General features: G+C 51.3%; 16 protein-coding genes. 5 read left to right on the top strand and 11 right to left on the bottom strand.

The genetic code is table 11. The features are described from left to right. Positions 1-8: 8 nt before the first annotated feature. Complete coding sequence (locus tag NK662_RS15140) at positions 9-1,436, bottom strand: aldehyde dehydrogenase family protein (protein WP_254759781.1); 1,428 nt, start codon at positions 1,434-1,436, stop codon at positions 9-11. A gap of 235 nt (positions 1,437-1,671) precedes the next feature. On the opposite strand from NK662_RS15140, the gene NK662_RS15135 reads away from it, so the two are divergent. Then, entirely contained in the window at positions 1,672-3,363 is a 1,692-nt protein-coding gene (locus NK662_RS15135; protein WP_254759780.1) for a sigma 54-interacting transcriptional regulator, read from the top strand. 71 nt (positions 3,364-3,434) lie between these two features. Here NK662_RS15135 and NK662_RS15130 read toward each other — a convergent pair whose 3' ends face one another. Continuing rightward, complete coding sequence (locus NK662_RS15130; protein ID WP_254759779.1) at positions 3,435-4,862, bottom strand: aldehyde dehydrogenase family protein; 1,428 nt, start codon at positions 4,860-4,862, stop codon at positions 3,435-3,437. Positions 4,863-5,049: 187 nt separating this feature from the next. Further along, the gene (ganA, locus tag NK662_RS15125; protein ID WP_254759778.1) at positions 5,050-7,107 is read right to left on the bottom strand and encodes a beta-galactosidase GanA; all 2,058 of its coding nucleotides are present in this window, start codon (positions 7,105-7,107) and stop codon (positions 5,050-5,052) included. Between the two features lie 285 nt (positions 7,108-7,392). Here ganA and NK662_RS15120 point away from each other — a divergent pair, with 285 nt between their 5' ends. The 3 genes from NK662_RS15120 to galT are packed head-to-tail and all read left to right on the top strand — an operon-like array spanning position 7,393 to position 11,056. Continuing rightward, the gene (locus NK662_RS15120; RefSeq protein ID WP_254759777.1) at positions 7,393-8,580 is read left to right on the top strand and encodes a galactokinase; all 1,188 of its coding nucleotides are present in this window, start codon (positions 7,393-7,395) and stop codon (positions 8,578-8,580) included. Continuing rightward, positions 8,577-9,578: a UDP-glucose 4-epimerase GalE gene (gene galE / locus NK662_RS15115; RefSeq protein WP_254759776.1), complete on the top strand. Its 1,002-nt coding sequence runs from the start codon at positions 8,577-8,579 to the stop codon at positions 9,576-9,578. The genes NK662_RS15120 and galE overlap by 4 nt, the downstream gene beginning before the upstream one ends. Beyond that, positions 9,575-11,056 (top strand): UDP-glucose--hexose-1-phosphate uridylyltransferase, encoded by a 1,482-nt coding sequence (galT, locus tag NK662_RS15110; protein WP_254759775.1) that lies wholly within the window; start codon positions 9,575-9,577, stop codon positions 11,054-11,056. The genes galE and galT overlap by 4 nt, the downstream gene beginning before the upstream one ends. A gap of 27 nt (positions 11,057-11,083) precedes the next feature. Here galT and NK662_RS15105 read toward each other — a convergent pair whose 3' ends face one another. The 3 genes from NK662_RS15105 to rlmD all read right to left on the bottom strand — a co-directional run bounded on the left by NK662_RS15105 (position 11,084) and on the right by rlmD (position 14,377). Then, positions 11,084-12,238 carry an ROK family transcriptional regulator gene (locus NK662_RS15105; RefSeq protein WP_254759774.1) on the bottom strand — a complete coding sequence of 385 codons (1,155 nt, stop codon included), beginning with the start codon at positions 12,236-12,238 and terminating at the stop codon, positions 11,084-11,086. 277 nt (positions 12,239-12,515) lie between these two features. Next, a complete protein-coding gene (locus NK662_RS15100) occupies positions 12,516-12,689 on the bottom strand; it encodes a hypothetical protein (RefSeq protein WP_254759773.1) in 174 nt (57 codons plus the stop codon). 305 nt (positions 12,690-12,994) lie between these two features. After that, the gene (rlmD, locus tag NK662_RS15095; RefSeq protein WP_254759772.1) at positions 12,995-14,377 is read right to left on the bottom strand and encodes a 23S rRNA (uracil(1939)-C(5))-methyltransferase RlmD; all 1,383 of its coding nucleotides are present in this window, start codon (positions 14,375-14,377) and stop codon (positions 12,995-12,997) included. A 156-nt stretch (positions 14,378-14,533) separates the two neighbouring features. Between rlmD and NK662_RS15090 the strand changes: the two genes are divergently transcribed. Then, a complete protein-coding gene (locus NK662_RS15090) occupies positions 14,534-15,613 on the top strand; it encodes a polysaccharide deacetylase family protein (protein ID WP_254759771.1) in 1,080 nt (359 codons plus the stop codon). Here the strand turns inward: NK662_RS15090 and NK662_RS15085 are convergent. From NK662_RS15085 to gatC, 5 genes are all read right to left on the bottom strand, one after another. Continuing rightward, positions 15,610-15,801, bottom strand: a complete 192-nt coding sequence (locus NK662_RS15085) for a hypothetical protein (protein WP_254759770.1) — start codon at positions 15,799-15,801, stop codon at positions 15,610-15,612. The genes NK662_RS15090 and NK662_RS15085 overlap by 4 nt on opposite strands. A 63-nt stretch (positions 15,802-15,864) precedes the next feature. Then, entirely contained in the window at positions 15,865-16,779 is a 915-nt protein-coding gene (locus NK662_RS15080; protein ID WP_254759769.1) for a diacylglycerol kinase, read from the bottom strand. 156 nt (positions 16,780-16,935) lie between these two features. Then, positions 16,936-18,366, bottom strand: coding sequence for an Asp-tRNA(Asn)/Glu-tRNA(Gln) amidotransferase subunit GatB (gene gatB / locus NK662_RS15075; protein ID WP_254759768.1), 1,431 nt, complete (start codon positions 18,364-18,366; stop codon positions 16,936-16,938). A 14-nt stretch (positions 18,367-18,380) separates the two neighbouring features. After that, the gene (gene gatA, locus NK662_RS15070) at positions 18,381-19,841 is read right to left on the bottom strand and encodes an Asp-tRNA(Asn)/Glu-tRNA(Gln) amidotransferase subunit GatA (protein ID WP_254759767.1); all 1,461 of its coding nucleotides are present in this window, start codon (positions 19,839-19,841) and stop codon (positions 18,381-18,383) included. 13 nt (positions 19,842-19,854) lie between these two features. Continuing rightward, positions 19,855-20,145: an Asp-tRNA(Asn)/Glu-tRNA(Gln) amidotransferase subunit GatC gene (gene gatC, locus NK662_RS15065; RefSeq protein WP_254759766.1), complete on the bottom strand. Its 291-nt coding sequence runs from the start codon at positions 20,143-20,145 to the stop codon at positions 19,855-19,857. Between the last annotated feature and the right edge of the window lie 174 nt (positions 20,146-20,319).

Raw genomic sequence — 20,319 nt, 5'->3', positions numbered from 1 at the left:
AATCCCCCTTAAAATGTCGTTTTGATGGTTACAAATTTCAGCTCAGTCATTTCCTGCACTGCATATTTCACGCCTTCACGGCCGTAGCCGCTGTCCTTCACCCCGCCATACGGCATATGATCAAGGCGGAACGTCGGGATATCATTGATGATGACGCCGCCGGATTCGAGCTTGCGCGCAGCATTCAACGCATTCATGATGTTCTGTGTATAGATGCCGACATTTAAGCCGTATACAGAATCATTCACCTTCGCAATTGCTTCGTCCAGCTCCTTGTATGCAACAATGGAGACAACCGGAGCAAAGGTCTCTTGGCAGGAAACCGCCATTTCACCTGTAACATCCAGCAGCACCGTCGGCATAAATACGGAGCCCTCGCGCTTGCCGCCCAAGCCGACGCGCGCTCCCTGGCTTATTGCTTCCTCCACCCATGCCTCAATCCGCTCCGCTTCGCCCTGGCTGATCATAGCGCTGATGTCCGTCGCTTCCTCCAACGGGTCACCCACCTTCAGCTGCTTTGCCCGTTCAATGAACAGCTCGCTGAATGCGGAGTAAATGGACTCATGTACATAAATGCGCTGCAGGGAGATACATACCTGTCCGGCAAACGCAAAGGCCCCTTCCACGCAGCGCGCCACAATGCTATCAAGCGGTACATCCGGTTCGATAATGAGGCCGGCATTTGAGCCGAGCTCCAGCGTCACCTTACGCAATCCTGCTTTTTGCTTAATCGTCTTACCGACAGGGGCACTGCCGGTAAACGTCACCTTCTTCACCCGTTCATCCGTAATCAGCGCATCACTCAGCTCTCTGCCGCTTCCTGTCACCACCTGCAGTGCGCCGTCCGGCAGACCTGCCTCCCGGAACACCTCCGCAATAGCATAAGCACTGAGAGGTGTTTGGCCTGCAGGCTTCAGCACAACGGTATTGCCGGCCGCAAAGGCAGGACCAAGCTTATGGGCCACCAGATTGAACGGAAAGTTGAACGGCGTAATGGCACTTACAACTCCAAGCGGCTCTCTCCAAGTAAAACCAAGGCGGTTTTCGCCTCCCGGAGCAGCATCCATCGGAATCGTTTCACCATAGATACGCTTTGCCTCTTCCCCCGCGAATTGGTAAGTAACAATCGTCCGGTCTATTTCCGCTCTTGCTGTACGGATGGGCTTGCCTGCTTCAGACGCAATGATATGCGCCATTTCCTCTTTGCGGCTGCGCAGAATCTCCGCTGCCTTGAACAGAATGTCCGCCCGTTTATAGGACGGCATTTGCTTCATAACAGCCGCCGCTTCCTGCGCCCCGGCGATGGCCCGTTCCACATCAGCATGGTCGGCCATGCTGATTTTCGCAATGCACTCCCCGCTGTACGGGGCAAACAGGTCATACGTTCTTTCCTTTACCTCAGACTGTCCGTTAATGAAAATACCGATTGTGTCCATATGCCCTCCTTGCTTCCTGCCTATAAATGAAGAAGCGTCTTTTCCCGCCTCCTATCTTTAAGCAAGTTTTATGCCAAGCTCCCCTCTGTCCATTTTTCAATACTTTCAGAATTGTTTCAGTTTGGGAATGGTGATAAAATTCACCAAAGAGACCCTCTTTCTAGAAAAAGGACGGTGACAAATGTCACCACGTTCGGAAATGTTTCACCATATTAGAAGGCAGGAGAGGACAAACATGCGACATTTATCCTTACATCCGCTCATTCTGAAAAATATTTTTTCTTCCATGTCAAACGGAGTGATTGTGGTGGACCAAAATCAAAAGGTTGCACTCATGAACAAAGCGGCTGAGCAGCTGCTGCAGCTGACGGAAGCACAATGCATCGGCAGGGATATTCAAGAGCTGGTGCCCAACACGGAAGTGCCCCGGGTGCTGCGCAGCGGCAAGGGCTCAATCGGGACAAAGCTGATGATCGGCGATACCCATTGCATGGTCAATCGAACACCCTTCTATCAGGACGGGGAGCTGGCGGGTGTAGTCAGCGAAATTCAAGACATCTCCCAAATGGAGCACTATCAATCTCTGCTGAAGCAGTTGGAAAATATTATTGAATTCTCCAGTGATGGCATCTATGTGGTAGATCACGAGGGCCATACACTTTTTGTGAACTCAGCTTACGAAGAAATCACCGGCTTCAAACGGGAAGAACTGATCGGCAACCATATGGGGGATTTAATGGCACGGGGTTACTTTGACCAGTCTGTATCCCTGCTCGTCCTTCAAAGTAAGAAGCAAATTTCCATCCTGCAAAGCATCGGCGGAAAAAAAGACGTTACTGTCACCGGAAATCCGGTTTTTGATGAAGCGGGCCGCATTCAAATGGTAGTCACCAGTGTCAGGGATATTACGCGCCTGCAGGAAGTGACAGAGGAATTAAAAAAAGCAAAAAGCTTTTCCGCTCTGAATCAAAATCGCTTTACCTTCTCGACAGACAACCCTGACGAAACCGTTATTTTCCAAAGTCCGCAGATGAAGCAAATTGTCCATCGGGTACAGCAGGTTGCCCCCTTCCCGACCGGCATTCTCCTATCGGGGCCTTCCGGGGCAGGCAAAGAGGTAATTGCCAATCTGATTCACCAGCTGAGCAACAGGAGGGACAGGCCGTTTATTAAAATTAATTGCGGCGCCATTCCGGAGCAGCTGCTGGAATCAGAGCTGTTCGGCTACGAAAGGGGGGCGTTTACGGGTGCCCGCCAGGAAGGGAAAATTGGTCTGCTGGAGCTCGCTGATAAGGGGACTGTTTTACTTGATGAAGTGGCTGAGCTGCCGCTTTCCCTTCAGGTGAAGCTACTGCGGGTGCTGCAGGAAAAGCAAATTCAGCGAATCGGGAGCAGGGACATCAAAAAATTGGATATCCGTATTATTTCAGCAACCAACAAAAATTTAAAGGAGCTTTCCGAGCGTGGCCTGTTCCGGGAGGACTTATATTACCGGCTGCAGGTGGTCGAAATCCGCATCCCGCCTCTACAGGAGCGCCCTGAAGATATCGCTGTGCTGCTGGAGCATTTTTTCTCCTATTTCTGCAGATTGTACAGCATTGAAAAACAGCTTTCGCCTGAAACAAAACGGATTCTGCAGGGCTACCATTGGCCAGGGAACGTGCGGGAGCTGAAAAATCTCATAGAAGGCATGATTGTCTCCATTCCATCCCTTGTCATTGAGGCAGTCGATTTGCCTCCGCATATTAGCATTACAGGACAAAATCAAATTCCGGTGACACTCCGGGAACGGGTGGAGCAGTTCGAGAGAAAGCTCGTAAAGGATGCACTGCAGTTGCACCCATCCATCCGGAAAACAGCTGAAGCATTAGGGGTGGATCATTCCACGCTTGTAAAGAAGCTGAAAAAATGGGGCTTGCGGGACTGAGTTGGGATGGCGCAGCCCTGTAGACATGCAAAAGGATGACTCCAAGGCGCGCCTTGAAGTCATCCTAATTCTTAGAAGACTGTTTTAATCGTCACAAACTTCAGCTCCGTCATCTCCTGCACGGCATACTTGATGCCCTCCCGGCCGTAACCGCTGTCCTTCACCCCGCCGTACGGCATATGGTCGAGACGGAAGGTCGGGATATCATTGATGATGACGCCGCCGGACTCCAGCTTGCGTGCTGCGTTCAGCGCGTTCATGATGTTTTGGCTGTAGATGCCGACATTCAGGCCGTACACCGAATTGTTGACCATGCTGATGGCCTCGTCCAGTTCACGGTATGGCACGATAGAGACAACCGGCGCAAAGGTTTCCTGGCAGGATACGGCCATGTCATTCGTTACATCCAGCAGCACAGTCGGCGCGAATACAGAGCCTTCCCGAATGCCGCCCAAGCCAACCCGGGCGCCCTGCTCCACAGCTTCTGCCACCCATGCCTCAATGCGCTCTGCTTCTCCTCTGCTGATCATCGCGCTGATATCGGTTGTCTCATCCAGCGGGTCGCCGACCTTTAACTGCCCTGCCCGTTCAATGAACAGCTCGCTGAACTTCTCATATACATCCTCATGCACATAAATGCGCTGCAGGGAAATACACACTTGTCCCGCAAATGCAAAAGCCCCTTCCACACAGCGGGCAACAATGCTCTCAACCGGAACATCCGGTTCAATGATGAGACCCGCGTTTGAGCCAAGCTCCAGCGTCACCTTGCGCAGACCGGCTTTTTGCTTGATTACCTTTCCAACAGGGGCACTTCCGGTGAAGGTCACCTTCTTCACATGCTCATCCGTAATCAGGGCATCGCTCAGCTCTCTGCCGCTGCCTGTCACCACCTGCAAAGCACCGTCAGGCAACCCGGCCTCCTGGAATATTTGCGCAATGGCATAGGAGCTCAGAGGCGTCTGCGCGGCCGGCTTCAGCACAACTGTATTGCCCGCCGCAAAAGCAGGGCCCAGCTTGTGCGCCACCAGGTTGAACGGGAAGTTAAACGGCGCAATGGCGCTTACGACACCCAGCGGCTCTCTCCATGTAAACCCAAGGCGGTTCTCTCCACCGGGAGCCGCATCCATCGGAATGGTCTCACCGTAGATGCGCTTTGCTTCCTCTGCCGCGAACTGGTACGTCACAATGGTCCGGTCAATTTCTCCTCTGGCTGTACGGATTGGCTTGCCGGCCTCCAGCGCAATGATACGGGCCATTTCCTCCTTGCGGCTTCGCAGAATGTCCGCTACTTTATACAGAATTTCCGACCGCTTGTAAGCGGGCATGTTTTTCATTGTTTCATAAGCTTCCCGTGCACCGGCAATTGCCCGCTGCACATCCTCTTGATCTGCCATGCTGATCTTCGCAATGCATTCCCCGCTGTAGGGAGAGAAGAGGTCATAGCTTCTTTCCTTCACCTCGGATTGGCCATTCACAAAAATGCCTATTGTCTCCATGTATGTACCCCCTTGTATGAAATTGGACTTCCACTATACCTTGTTCTCTCATTGATGAGCAATTCCTACATACTTCGCTAAAAAATACAATTATATTTTTAAAATAAGGATATCCCAAGACACTTCCCGTTCCAAAGCAAAAAAGCCAAGGTGATGTAATCACCCAGGCCTTTAGCACCGCCAGCTGTTATCTCTTTCTCTCCACAACTCTTGCCTCATACCTCTTCAGCATAACTTCACCGGACAGCTCCTCATCCGTCACCAGATCTGTCACAGCTGATGCAAATACAACCGGCTGCTGTTCTTCGGTGAAATTCATGACAAACAGATAGTCGCACTCAGGAGCTCTTCTGACCTGTACAGATACACCTTCCCCGTGACGAACGTCAGAGGGTGATGCAATGGACAGCTCTTCAATGAGTGCCTGATAGAAGTCCCGATGGAAGGACTCTTCTAAGCGGCCGCCGATATAGTAGGTTTTTCCCTTTTCAAACGGGTGGCTCGTAATAGCCGGTGTGTCCGCATAGAAATCCTCCTGATAGAAGCCCTCCGCCTGTGCAGTATGCAGGTCAAGGACAGTCGCATAGTCCTTCAGCTGATATGTTTTTCCCTGGAATGTCACATGGTTTGTGTCCTTTGGATACAGCGTGTCAGTCTCAAGCGGCTTCATGCCGAAGATCTCCTGCAGATCCGGATGCCAGCCGCCCAAATACGCCAGGTCATGTTCATTCACCAAGCCGCTGATATAGGTCGTGACCAGAGTTCCGCCGTTCGCCACAAATGTCTTCAAGCGCGCAATTGTCTCTTCGCTGGCCAAATACAGCATCGGCACAAGCAGCAGCTTGTAGGCTGAGAAATCCTGCTCCTTGGTGATGACATCGACAGGAATATCCTTCTCCCAGAAGGTACGGTAATGCTGCTGCAGAGTTTGCGGATAGCGCTTCGTCTGCAAGCCGAAGCCCTGCGCATCATTCAGGGCCCAGTTGCTTTCCCAATCGTACAGGATTGCCACATCCGCCGGACGGTTCGTTCCCACAACGCCGGACAGCTTTTCCAAGACAGTGCCCACTTTCGCAACATCTTGGAACACACGGTTGTCCGGGCTGTTATCATGGTCGACAACAGCACCATGGAACTTCTCGGAGGAGCCGCGCGACTTCCGCCATTGGAAGTACATCACACTGTCAGAGCCATGCGCCACCATCTGCATGGACGACAGCAGATGCATCCCCGGGCGCTTCGCCTTATTCACATCATGCCAGTTCACAGCGCTTGGCGTGGATTCCATCAATAAGAAGGGCTGCTGCTTCAGGCTTCGGTACAGGTCATCAATAAAGCCGACCTTCATCGCCAAATCAGCTGTGCTCTCCCAGTCATTATGCCAGGCAGGATAGGCGTCCCAGCTGATGACATCGAGATGCTTGGCAAACTTGCTGTAGTCAAGTGACTGGAACGGAATCAAATCATGCGTGTCAGCCATGAAGTTTGTGGTAACCGGAATGTCCGGCGTCAGCTCCCGCAGGGGCACAATTTCATTCTCAAAGAAGGAAATGGTCTGGTCGGTCGTGAATCTGCGCCAATCCAGATTCAGACCGTGCACCGCGCTTTCTCCAATTGGAGATGGGGATTCAATCTGTGACCAGTCTGTGTAGGTATGACTCCAGAACGGACCCCACCATGCGTCATTCAGGGCCTTCAGATTGCCGTTGTATTTCTCCTTCAGCCAGCCGCGGAAGGCATGCTGGCACTGGTCGCAATGACAGTCACCACCGTATTCGTTGGAAATATGCCACATTAAGAGTGCCGGATGATTGCCATAGCGCTCCGCCAGCAGACGGTTGATGTGTTGTGTCTTTTCACGATAGACCGGAGACGTAAAGCAGTGGTTATGCCTTCCCCCATGCAGTTGCTTTACTCTTGCACTGTTCACACGCAGCACTTCCGGATACTTCTGTGACATCCAGGCAGGGCGCGCCCCGCTTGGCGTTGCCAAAATCACGCGGCCGCCGATGCCATGGATGTTATCAAAAATTTCATCCAGCCACTCAAACTGAAACACGCCTTCCTCAGGCTCCAGTGCGCTCCACGCGAAAATCCCCACAGAGAACGTGTTGGTATGGGACAGCTTCATCAGCTCGATGTCATCCGCCAAAATGTCAGGACGGTCCAGCCATTGGTCCGGGTTGTAGTCTCCCCCATGAAGCAGGAAGTCCGCCTTTGTTGTATATGTTCTGTGCTTTTCCATAGTACTTCTCCTTCTATCGCGATTTCTTTGATCTGTTTTATTCCTTCATCCCGCCAGCAGCGCCCTATATCTGAAACTCTCATATTGTCCTCTTGTAAGAAATCCTATAAGAATCACATACCATTAGTATAAAATAAAAACGCTTTAAAAAATCAGTTTGCCCTCCACGATTTATATTGCACTCCTTGAAAAATCATAGTACACTCATTATGACTTAATTAATTTAATTAATTAAGAGAACCGAGATACAATCAACATTTACTTTTATATATCAGGAGGCCCTACATGAGTACTCTAACTGACTTGATCCACCAATTTCAAACAGTCTTTGAAACTGAAGCGACACCGCGGACCTTCTTTGCTCCAGGCAGAATTAACCTGATTGGAGAACATACGGATTACAACGGAGGCCATGTGTTCCCTGCCTCCATTTCCTACGGAACCTATGCGCTTGGCGTAAAGCGCGACGACCAAAAGCTCCGTTTCTACTCCATGAATTTTTCTGAAATCGGTATCATTGAATGTGATCTTGCAAGCTTGGAATTCAAGGATTCCGACAACTGGGCCAACTACCCGAAAGGTATGCTGCTCTATATGAAGCAGGCAGGCTTCGCCATCAATCAAGGTGCGGACATCCTGTACTTTGGCAATATCCCGAATGGCGCAGGCCTCTCCTCCTCCGCATCCATCGAGCTGGCAACAGGCGTTTTATTGGATGGATTGTTCAATCTCAACGTGGAGCGCATCCCTATGGTGCAGCTTGGACAAAAGGTTGAGAATCAGTACATTGGCGTAAACAGCGGCATTATGGACCAATTTGCGATCGGAATGGGCAAGAAGGATCATGGCATTCTTTTGGATTGTCAGACTCTACAATATGAGTATGCCCCGCTTCAGATGGACGGTCATGTCATTATCATTATCAACACAAATAAACGGCGCACACTGGCAGGCTCCAAGTACAATGAACGGCGCGCCCAATGTGAGCAAGCGCTTCAGGACCTGCAGCAGCAGCTCTCCATCACCAGCTTGGGCGAACTGGCACCGGAGCAGTTTGAGGAGCATAAGCACCTGATTGCTGATGAAATCAACCAAAAGCGCGCCAAGCACGCGGTATATGAGAACGCGCGGACATTGGCTGCCCTGGAGAAGCTGCAGCAAGGCGACCTGCAGGCATTCGGCCAGCTGATGAACCAGTCCCACCTTTCCTTGCGGGATGACTATGAAGTAACAGGACTTGAGCTGGACACAATCGCACAAGCCGCTTGGGAGCAGGAGGGCGTGGTGGGCGCGCGCATGACTGGCGCCGGCTTTGGCGGCTGCGCCATCGCCATTGTGGAGAAGGATAAAGTGGAGGTATTTCAGCAGAATGTAGACCAGATCTATCGTGAAACAGTCGGCTACGATGCGACATTCTATGTTGCAACAATCGGCGACGGCGCGAAAGAGCTTTCCGAGGAGGCATCCGCATGAGTGTACTTGTATTAGGCGGCGCAGGCTATATTGGTTCACATGCAGTCTATCAATTGATTGACCAAGGCGAGCAGGTCGTCATTATTGATAATTTGGAAACAGGCCATAAGGAAGCTGTTCATCCAAAAGCAGCCTTCTATGAAGGAGATATGCGCAATCCCGATTTCCTTCGCTCCGTATTTGAGAAGGAATCCATCGATGCAGTCATTCACTTCGCCGCCAATTCCTTGGTCGGCGAATCCATGGAAAACCCGCTGAAGTATTATGATAACAACGTGTACGGCACACAGGTGCTGCTGCAGGCCATGATGGAGTACGGCGTGAAGAACATTGTATTCTCTTCCACGGCCGCAACCTACGGCGAGCCTGAGACTGTGCCTATTACAGAAGCAACTGCTACCAATCCGACGAGCACGTACGGAGAAACAAAGCTGGCAATGGAAAAAATGATGAAGTGGACCGAACAGGCACACGGCCTTCGGTACGTCGCACTGCGCTACTTTAACGTGGCGGGCGCCAGACAAACAGCGGAGATCGGGGAAGACCACCGCCCTGAAACGCATCTCGTTCCAATTATCCTGCAAACAGCACTCGGCCAGCGTTCTCATATCACCATTTTCGGTGAAGACTATGATACACCGGACGGCACATGCATCCGGGACTATGTCCATGTGGAAGACCTGATACAGGCCCATCTCTTGGCCCTGCAATACTTAAGAGACGGCGGCAAAAGCGATGTTTTCAACCTCGGCAGCAGCCAAGGCTTCTCTGTAAAGGAAATGATTGAGGCAGCCCGGGCAGTGACAGGCAAAGACATCCCGGCCCAAGCAGGTCCGCGCCGGGCCGGCGACCCAAGCACGTTGATCGCCAGCTCTGATAAGGCAAAGCGGGTATTGGGCTGGAATCCAACACGCACCTCTGTCACAAGAATTATTGAAGATGCCTGGAGATGGCATTCCTCACACCCAGCAGGCTACGGGAAGGACGAAGCAAAATGATCTATCAGCATATAGCCGGACTGATTCAAAAGGCATTAGAAGCAGAATTGATCGAAGCCTTGGACCAAGTATATGTACGAAATCAGGTTATGAGCTTGCTTCAACTGGAAGCATTCCCTGATGGAGACATAGAAGCAACCGATGATACCATTCCAAATCTCTTGGAGGCCATCATCGCTTATGCTATTGAGCAGGATGTCATCCAGGACGTGTTTGATGACAAGGAAATTCTGGCAGCCAATATCATGAACTTCTTTGTGCCAAGACCATCTGTTGTAAATGCAGTGTTCAATCAGAAATATCAGGAGTCCCCAGAGGCAGCTACTGATTATTTCTACCGTCTCAGCCAAAACAACAACTACATTCAGACAAACCGGATTGCCAAAAATATTTCGTACAAGGCAGACACTGCGTACGGTGAAATGGACATTACCATTAACCTCTCCAAGCCGGAAAAGGACCCGGAGCAGATCAAACGGGAACGCGCCATGAAACGGACAGCCCACTACCCGAAATGCCTGCTTTGCATGGAGAACGAAGGGTATGAGGGAAGAACAGGCTACCCTGCACGCGCCAACCATAGAATCATTCAGGTTCCCCTGGCGGGCGAGAATTGGTATTTGCAGTATTCACCATATGTGTACTATAACGAGCATTGCATCCTGCTGGCAGAGGAGCACCGCGACATGAAGATTGACAGAAGCTCCTTTGAGCGCCTGCTTGCGTTCACAGCAAAGTTTCCACACTACTTTATCGGCTCCAATGCGGACCTGCCGATTGTCGGCGGCTCCATTCTAAGCCATGACCATTATCAGGGCGGCCAATATGAGTTTGCGATGACACGGGCGGAGGATGCCTTCTCCTTCACCCTGCAGAAGTATCCCGGCATCCGGGCTTCTGTTGTGAAATGGCCGATGTCTGTCATCCGCTTGCGCGCGGCTGACAAGGAGGTCCTGATTGATGCGGCGGATGAAATGCTGCAGACCTGGAAGAGCTATTCAGATCCGCTCGCGGATGTGCTTGCCTCTACAGGCGACACGCCGCATAACACCATCACCCCGATAGCAAGAAAGCGTGACGGCCTTTTTGAACTCGACCTGGTGCTCCGGAACAACCGGACAACAGATGAGCATCCGCTGGGCATTTTCCATCCGCATGCAGATGTGCATCATATCAAGAAAGAGAACATCGGGCTGATTGAGGTCATGGGCCTTGCTGTGCTTCCTCCCCGACTCAAGGATGAACTGGCGGAAATCCAGAAGCTTCTGTCAGGGGAAGCTGTCCAAGTGGCAGAATACCATCAGCCGTGGGCAGAGCAGCTGCAGAACGAATACGGCACACACAACGACGCAGAACAGGCTGAACGCATCGTACAGGAAGAGCTTGGCAAGAAATTCGTAAGAGTGCTTCAGGATGCCGGCGTATTGAAGGACCGGGACGCGTTTGAGCGATTCATTCAAACCGTAAACCAACCATAATAAATCAGGCTGAACCTTCTTACAGGTTCAGCCTATTTTTGAAATGGGGTCAAATAATTCCACCAGAAGCAATGAAACGGCTCCCAGTACGGTTGCATCTTCACCCAACCGGCTTACCGTGATGCTGGTTTGTCTGGCGCCGTTTGTCAGCACTCTCTGCTGTATCGTCTCAAGCAGCGGAGGCATCAGGAATGTCCCACTCCGCATGACCCCGCCGCTCAACACAATTTTCCCCGGATTGATCATGTGGATCATATTCGTCAGGCCGACCCCAATCATGCGTCCGGTTTCCGCAAGAAGCTGCATGCAGGCTTCGTTTCCCTTCTGCGCTGCTTCAAACACGTCTTTTCCTGTTGGCATGCCAGCCCGCGCCGCAATGGCCGCCCCGCTTACAAACGTCTGCAGACAGCCGCGGTTGCCGCATTCGCAGACGCTGCCATTGATATCAATCGTCATATGGCCCAGCTCTCCGGCAATATCATGTGCACCGTGGTACAGCTTTCCGTTCATGACAACGCCGGCGCCGACGCCGCGTCCAATATTCACCGCGACCATGCTGTCGATATCACCGTGGCCGCCGAACCAGGACTCACCCAGCGTCATGGCCCGGGCATCATTCTCCACCTTAATGGTCAGATTGAACTCTTCCTCCAGCACTTCTTTAATTGGAATATCCCTCAAGTTCAGAATCGGCGCTACAAGCGATGTACCTGTCTCTACATCCACCACCCCATGCATGGCAATGCCGATCCCAATGATTTTGTCCTGGTCCAGATGGGACACTTTCAGAATGGCATAAATAATTTCTTTCAATGCGGCAAGAAACGCTTCCTTTGCTACAGGCTGAGCCAGCCTGCTGGAGGTGCGATATACAATTTTCCCCGTCAAGTCCGTCAGTACGCACTCCACCTTTTCCGGGCCGGCATCAATGCCAATCACGTAATACGCATCGGTATTGATATGCAGCATAGTCGGCTTTCGCCCGCCGCTTGACTGGCCGAGCGCGCTTTCTCTTACCAGCCCTTGGTCAATCAGCTCCTTCACAATGCTGCTGACTGTCGGCGGCGTCAAACTCGTCTCCTTGGCAATTTGGGCCCTGGATATCGGCTCAGACGTGCGTATTTTATTTAAAATAATGGATTTGTTCACCGATTTCATTAATTGAAATGTACCGCGCTGCATAACAATCCTCCGTATATCGTCTATTTATATCCTCTATCATAACATAGTTAGTTAATTTAATTAATTTAAAAAGAGAGGAAATATCTTGCACAAATCACTATGCCCTTTGAAGAAGAAGGATGCGTTCCCACTTTTAAGAGACAAAAACAAAGAGAGCCCTCGGACATTCAAGGATATCCGAAGCCTCTCTCATTTTAAATCAAAAGATCCCTATAAATTAATCATATTCATAAAAAGATATAGATTGCGCTTGTAACACAAACAAACTTATGTATGATTACTTGTACAGGATTGTGCCGCTGCCGTCGTAATAATTTGGCTTTTGCTCAGGGTTTTGAATGCTGGGAGCAGCCGGCCATTCCTTTACTTCTGTCTTGCTTGCGTTGGCAAGAGCCGCAAGCATAGTTTCAGGCAGTTTGCCGCTTCCATCATAATAGTTTGGTTTCTCCATGTCGTTTCTCTCCTTTTGCCGAATCCTTTTATCTCTCCCAAAATTATACTGATGAGAAGACAAATTTATTCGACTTTATATAATTATCTTACATTTCACTCTAGACTACTTTACCATATCGCCCAATGTATACATCAAGATGTAATTGTTGGAAAAATATAATTTGCAAGCCTGGTAGAGCGCACAAAAAAGACGGCCCCACCCTCAGGTGCCGTCTCACGATATAAAACTGCAGGAGGGATGTGTTGCTTGCTCCTGCGCATTTCTTCATTTTACACAAACCATTAGCATAAGATGCAGGCCGACTATGCTTCTTTTCGCTCCAGCCATGCTACACATTCCACATGCATCGTTTGAGGGAACATGTCCACCGGCTGCACCTCCACTGTGCGGAAGCCATGGTCCTCCAAGTAGCGAAGGTCGCGTGCCAGTGTTGCCGGGCCGCAGGAAACATACACCACGCGCTTTGGCTTCATGGCCGCAATGGTTTCCAGCAGCGCCTCGTCACAGCCCTTGCGCGGCGGGTCCACCACGATGACGTCTGCCTGAATGCCCTGCTTATACCAGGCCGGGATGACCTTCTCCGCTTCCCCAACCGCAAATTCCGCATTCTCGATACCGTTTAAGGCAGCATTGCGCTTCGCATCCTCAATCGCTTCCGGCACAATTTCCACGCCATACACATGCTTCGCCTTCTGGGCCAGGAACAACGAAATCGTGCCGATGCCGCAGTATGCATCAATGACTGCTTCGTTTCCGGACAGCTGTGCATACTCCAGCGTTTTGTCGTACAGCACCTTCGTCTGCACTGGGTTCACCTGATAGAAGGAGCGGGCGGAGATTGCAAACTTGATGCCGCCAATATAATCGTAGATGTATTCTGATCCCCACAGCACCTTTGTTTTGTCGCCAAAAATCACATTTGTGCGCTTTTCGTTCACGTTCTGCACAATGGATTTCACCTGCGGGAAGGCGGCAGTAATTTCTTCTATAATCGCTGCTTTTTGCGGGAGCTCTGCCGTACGGGTGATGAACACCAGCATAATCTCGCCTGTTACCAAACCATAGCGGGCCATCACATGGCGGAGTGTTCCCTTGTGCTGCTCTTCCCTGTAAGCTGACACACCATGCTTGCTGCAGATTTCTTTTACACGCTGAATCAGTACGTCATTTTCTTCCGCCTGGATCAGGCAGGACTTCATATCGACAATTTCATGCGTGCCCTGGCGGTAGAACCCGCCAATCAAGCCGCCCTCATGCTCGCCAATTGGCACCTGGGCCTTATTGCGGTACAGCCACGGATTTTCCATACCCAGAACCGGGTGCACCGGCACATCCGGCAAATTGCCGATGCGCTGCATGACGTCACGCACTTGCTTTTCCTTTGCCTTCAGCTGCCCTTCATAGGAAAGGTGCTGCAGCTGGCAGCCGCCGCATTGCTTGTATACCAGGCACGGCGCCTCCTGCCGGTACGGACTTGTCTCATACAGTTCCATCAGCTTGCCGAACGCGAAATTCTTTTTCACCTTAATGACCTTAATCTTGGCCCGCTCATCCGGGAGCGCCTGCGGCACAAAAATCGGATAGCCGTTCACCTTGGCCACGCCGGCGCCTTCATGCGTCAAATCTTCAAATACCACATCTATATATTCGTTCTTTTCAACGGGAGGTGCTGCTTTTGTACTCATACTGACCCTGCCTTTTTTGGAATTCACACTGCGATACATTGTACCATATTCAGACATTATACCGCCAATTTGCATCCGGCGGCAAAATTGTATCTTCTCTTCCAAATGAGACAATGCTATTCTATTTGTAAACATTGTAGTTTGAGAGGTTGTTATATGAAGAGATACATAGCTTTACCTGTACTATCCTCCCTGCTGCTGGCAGGCTGCCTGCCGGAAGCAAAGGCCAAGCCTTCTGCCGCGCAGCAGGTGGCTGCCCCTGTCCAGCAGGCCGGGCCGCAAGCTGTTCTGAGTGCCGCGCCGACCGCGCCAGAAGCAACACGCACCACCCTGACTCTCAGCAAAGCGCCTGATCAAACAACAAGTGTCCAATACCACATTTGGCGCACCGCAGACGGACAAGCCTCCAAGCAGGTGATTGCTTCACAGGATGCCAAAGCCGGGTTTCCTGTTACCCTGTCGCTGCAGCAGTTTGGCTCCAAGCGCGGCGAATATCAGATTGAAGTGTACAAGGAGGGCACGGCCAAGCCGATTGCGGCTTCCTCCGTTGTCTTTCAGCCTCACGTGCCGATTTTGATGTATCATGCTGTAGATGAGTACAAAGGAAAGGGACTGAAGGGGCTGTTTGTACCACCGGCAAGCTTTGAAGCACAAATGCAGTATTTGAAAGACAACGGCTACACGCTGCTGACATTTGAACGGTGGAAGGATGTCGCCAAGGTCAACAAGCCAATTTTCGTCACCTTTGACGATGGCATGAAAAATAATATGAATGCGTTTCGTATCCTGCAGAAGCTGAAGGATGAAAAGTTCCAGCCGACAGCAACCGAATATGCCATCGTCAATGTACTGGGCACGAGCGACGAATGGCTGTCGAAGCAGGATGTGAAAGAGATGATTGATTCCGGTATTTTCTCGGTTCAATCCCATACCATTTCCCACGCGGATTTGCCGCAAATCAAAAGCTATGATGTGGAGCTGGGAGAGGCCAAGAAGCAGCTCGAAGCCATCACCGGAAAACCGGTTATCTCCATCGCTTATCCATTTGGCCATTATAATGAACAGGTTATTGCTGAGGCCAGCAAGTACTATCAGTTTGCCGTGACCACCAAGCCGGGGCAGTTCATCCAGGCAGGCAAACCGAATGAAATGCTGCTGATGCAGCGTGTCCGCATCCAGAATGATACGACGATTGAGCAGTTTGCTCATCTTGTACAAGAAAAGCTGCTCCCTTAATCGGAGACAGCTTCTCTTGCGAACACAGCTCCCGGCCTCGCCCAGGTCTCAAAGCAGAGCGGCATGCCGGCAATCTGAATCTTGCCCATTCCATCGAATATAAGGTCAATGGCAACATCCTGCAGCCGGGCATTCGTTGACTTTCCCGAACCCGCTATTCCTTCCACCAATACCAATTTACTTCCCATCTTAGTCCCCCCAAAACTTTACATTCTCTTCCATGATAAGGGGTACAAAGAAAAAAGGACAGCTTAGATAAACTGTCCTTCCTCTTCCCGATATGCTTCCGGAACAAAGAGCTCCAAATGATGGTACATATTCTCGAATTCCATCGGCGCATCGCCGCCGTATTCGCCGTCCATGTTAATCATCAGCTTCTCGGTTGTCCGCACCTTAATCCGGTTTGCCTGCGTATACAGGATCTGCGGATTGTTGATATGCTCACCGCGCAGCGCCTGTGAAGCCGCCTTAATCAAATCAGCAATGGATCCCTTTTTGAGAACGAGCAAATCGAACAGCCCGTCATTGATGGAGGCGTATGGCGCCACCTTTTCAAAGCCGCCGACTGAAGTTGTGTTTGTGATGAGGAACAGAGTGATTTCTTCCTTCAGCTCCTTGCCGTCATACTCAATCTCCACGTACGTCGGATTCAAGGACGGCAGCATTTCAATGCCTTTCAAATAATAGGCCAGTTGGCCCAGCACTGTCTTCAGCTTGCTCGGCACCTCAAAGGTAAGCTCTGTAATGCGGCCTCCGCCGGCAATGTTAATAAAGTACTTATCATTGGCCCGTCCAATATCCAGCGGCACAGAATGGCCGGCACAGATAATATCAGCCGCTTCTTCAATGGAGCGCGGAACGCCGATGGCTCTGGCAAAGTCATTTGTGGTTCCTACAGGGATAATGCCAAACTTCGGACGGTGCTCATGCCCGACAAGACCGTTGACAACCTCATTCAGCGTCCCGTCGCCGCCTGCCGCAATGACAACGTCAAACTTGCGTTCCACCGCCAGCCTGGCCGCCGCAGTGGCGTCTCCGGCTCCTGTCGTTGCATGACAAGATGTCTCATAGCCTGCCCGCTCCAGCTTTTGCAAAACCTCAGGCAGATTCTTCTTGAACAGCTCCCGGCCTGAAGTAGGGTTATAAATAATTCTTGCTCGTTTCATGTCTCCATCATCCTAATTTCATTTTGTTTCCCATGTAAAAATGTCCTACCTCTAGATTTATCACTAACAGTCTCATTTTGCAACTTTCTTAATGGCATTAACCATATATTCCCTGACCCTATAAGAAAGAGCCGGTCAAAAGACCAGCTCCCATCCTTAACGCTTCTGCAGCTCCTCCAGCAGCAGCTTGTTCACCAGCTGCGGGTTTGCCTGTCCCTTTGTCGCCTTCATGACCTGACCGACAAAGAAGCCCACGGCTTTCGCCTTGCCGCTCTTATAGTCCTCAATCGATTGCGGGAACTTGTCCAGCGCTTCGGTGATGGCCTGCAGCAGGGCGCCTTCATCCGAAATTTGCACAAGGCCCTTTTCCTTAATAATGGTCTCCGGATCGCCGCCGTTTTCAATCAGCTCCGCAAAGACCTGCTTGGCAATCTTGGAGGAGATTGTGCCGTTTTCAATGAGCTGAATCATGCCTGCCAGGCTGGCTGAGGTCAGCGGCAGCTCTGCCAGCTCCTGGTTATTCTTGTTCATGTAAGCCGACATTTCGCCCATAATCCAGTTGGACGCCTGCTTGGCGTCTGCCCCGTCTGCCACCGTTGCCTCAAAGAAGTCAGCCATTTCACGGGAAGCAGTCAGCACACCTGCGTCATAAGCAGGCAACCCCCATTCCTCCACATAACGCTTCTTGCGCGCATCCGGCAGTTCTGGAATCTCCGCGCGCACGCGGGCCTTCCACTCCTCATCAATGTACAGCTCCACCAAATCCGGCTCCGGGAAGTAGCGGTAATCCTCAGACCCTTCCTTCACGCGCATAAGAAGCGTTGTCTTCGTCGCCTCGTCATAGCGGCGTGTTTCCTGGCGGATTTCACCGCCGGCGCGCAGAATCTCTGCTTGGCGCTCCTCCTCATGCTCCAAGCCATTTTTTACAAAGGCGAAGGAGTTGAGGTTCTTCAGCTCGGTTTTCGTCCCAAATTCCTCTTGGCCGACAGGACGGAGAGAGATGTTGGCGTCACAGCGCAGCGAGCCCTCCTCCATCTTGCAGTCAGACACCCCTGTATACTGAATGATGGACTTCAGCTTTTCCAAATAGGCATATGCCTCTTCCGGCGTGCGGATATCCGGCTCGGACACGATTTCCACCAGAGGTGTGCCCTGGCGGTTGAAGTCAACGAGCGAGAAGCCGTCGCCGGTATGCGTCAGCTTGCCGGCATCCTCCTCCAGGTGAAGGCGGGTAATGCCGATGCGCTTCTTGACGCCGCCCACTTCAATTTCAATCCAGCCGTTCTCGCCAATTGGCTGGTCGTACTGGGAAATTTGGTATGCCTTCGGGTTATCGGGGTAGAAATAGTTCTTCCTGTCAAACTTCGTCTCTGTTGCGACTTCGCAGTTTAAGGCCATAGCCGCCTTCATGGCGAACTCGACTGCCTGTTTGTTCAAAACCGGAAGAACACCGGGATATCCCAGCTCGATGACACTTGTATTTGTGTTTGGTGCCGCCCCGAACTCATTCGGGCTTGCGGAAAAAATTTTGGAATTTGTCTTCAGCTCAACGTGCACTTCCAGACCAATTACTGTTTCAAATTGCATGCCGTTTCCCTCCCTTACAGCGCCGGTTTTTCCTTATGATAGGTTGTTGCCTGCTCAAATGCATGAGCGGTGCGGTATACGTTCGCTTCATCAAAATGCTTGCCGATGATCTGCAGGCCAAGCGGCATGCCGTTCGCTCCGAAGCCGCATGGTACAGAAATGGCCGGAACGCCTGCCAGGTTAATTGGAATCGTCAGAATATCATTCACATACATCGTAAGCGGGTCAGCAACCTTCTCGCCCAGCTTGAAGGCAGTTGTCGGTGCGGTCGGGCCCACGATGACATCATAGCTTGCAAAAATATTTTCAAAGTCTTGCTTGATCAGCGTCCGCACCTGCTGCGCCTTTTTATAGTACGCATCATAGTAGCCGGAGCTTAACGCAAATGTGCCGAGCATGATGCGGCGTTTTACCTCGTCCCCGAAGCCTTCGCTGCGCGTCTGCTTGTACATCTCAATCAGGCTGGATGCATTGTCGGAGCGCACGCCGTAACGCACACCGTCAAAACGGGCCAGGTTGGCGGATGCTTCTGAAGAGGACAAGAGATAATAGGCTGCCAGCGCGTACTTGGAGTGCGGCAGGGATACCTCATCCCACGTTGCCCCGAGGCCTTCCAACACCTTCAGCGCAGCCAGAACAGATTGGCGCACCTCTTCGCTGACACCTTCTCCGAGATATTCCTTCGGCACGGCAATACGCAGGCCTTGAATGTCTCCTGTTAACGCTGAAAGGTAATCCGGCACTTCTACGTTTGGAGACGTGGAGTCCATGCGATCCCAGCCGGAAATGGCCTGCAGCAGATAGGCATTATCTTCTACACTGCGTGTAATCGGGCCAATTTGGTCCAAAGAGGACGCAAATGCAATCAGCCCGTAACGGGATACTCTTCCGTACGTCGGCTTCAGGCCGACCACGCCGCAATAGGCTGCCGGCTGCCGGATGGAGCCGCCCGTATCAGAACCGAGGGAGAACAGCACCTCTCCTGCAGCCACAGAAGCTGCAGAGCCGCCGCTGGAGCCGCCCGGTACATATTCCAGATTCCATGGGTTTCTTGTAGCCTGGAAGCCGGAGTTTTCATTGGAGGAGCCCATGGCGAACTCGTCCATATTCAGCTTGCCGATTGTAATGGATTCTGCCTGCTGGAGCTTTTGCACCACAGTCGCATCATAAATCGGGTCAAAGTTTGCAAGAATCTTGCTGCCTGCCGTTGTCCGCAAGCCCTTGGTCACGATGTTATCCTTCACGCCGATCGGCAGCCCGAACAGAAGGCCGTACTCGTCCACATTGCCAAGCTTCTCATCCAGCAGGCGTGCCTGCTGGCGCGCCTGCTCCTCATTCAGGGCCAGGAAGGCCTGCACCTTGTCCTCCACCTCACTGATGCGCTTGTAGGATGCATCAACCAAATCTGTCACACTGATTTCCTTTTGATGAAGCTGTTTATGTAATTGCTTAATGGATTGCTCTAATAGTGACATTCTTTCCCCTCCTCTACTCTAGAATAGCCGGCACGCGGATTTGGCCGTCCTTATGGTCCGGAGCATTTTTCAACACATCTTCAATCGGCAGCCCCTTATCAGCCACGTCCTCACGCATCACATTTTTCAGCTCCAGCACATGTGACATCGGTTTCACATTCTCTGTATCCAGCTCATTCAGCTGCTCCGCAAAAGTAAGAATCGCATCCAACTGCTTGGCAAATTTCTCTGCTTCCTGCTCGGTAATCGCCAGACGCGCCAAATGGGCCACGTGCTTGACTGTGTCGACAGAAATCCGCGACATAAAAGCCACCTCCGTAATTTCGTTCTGTTGGCAATAATACTGATGATACCAAAATTTTCGCAAAACAGGCAACAAGTGTTGATACTGTCTGAAGTATTTTTATACACAACATCTAGTATAGACAGAAAAATAGGGATGATATCAGAGGCCGCAGCCTCTGCATCATCCCTATTT

This window comes from Ectobacillus ponti (assembly GCF_024294785.1).
Classification (GTDB): domain Bacteria; phylum Bacillota; class Bacilli; order Bacillales; family Bacillaceae_G; genus Ectobacillus; species Ectobacillus ponti.
Note: the sequence above shows the minus strand (reverse complement) of the source record. Positions and strands in the feature narration are given on the sequence as shown.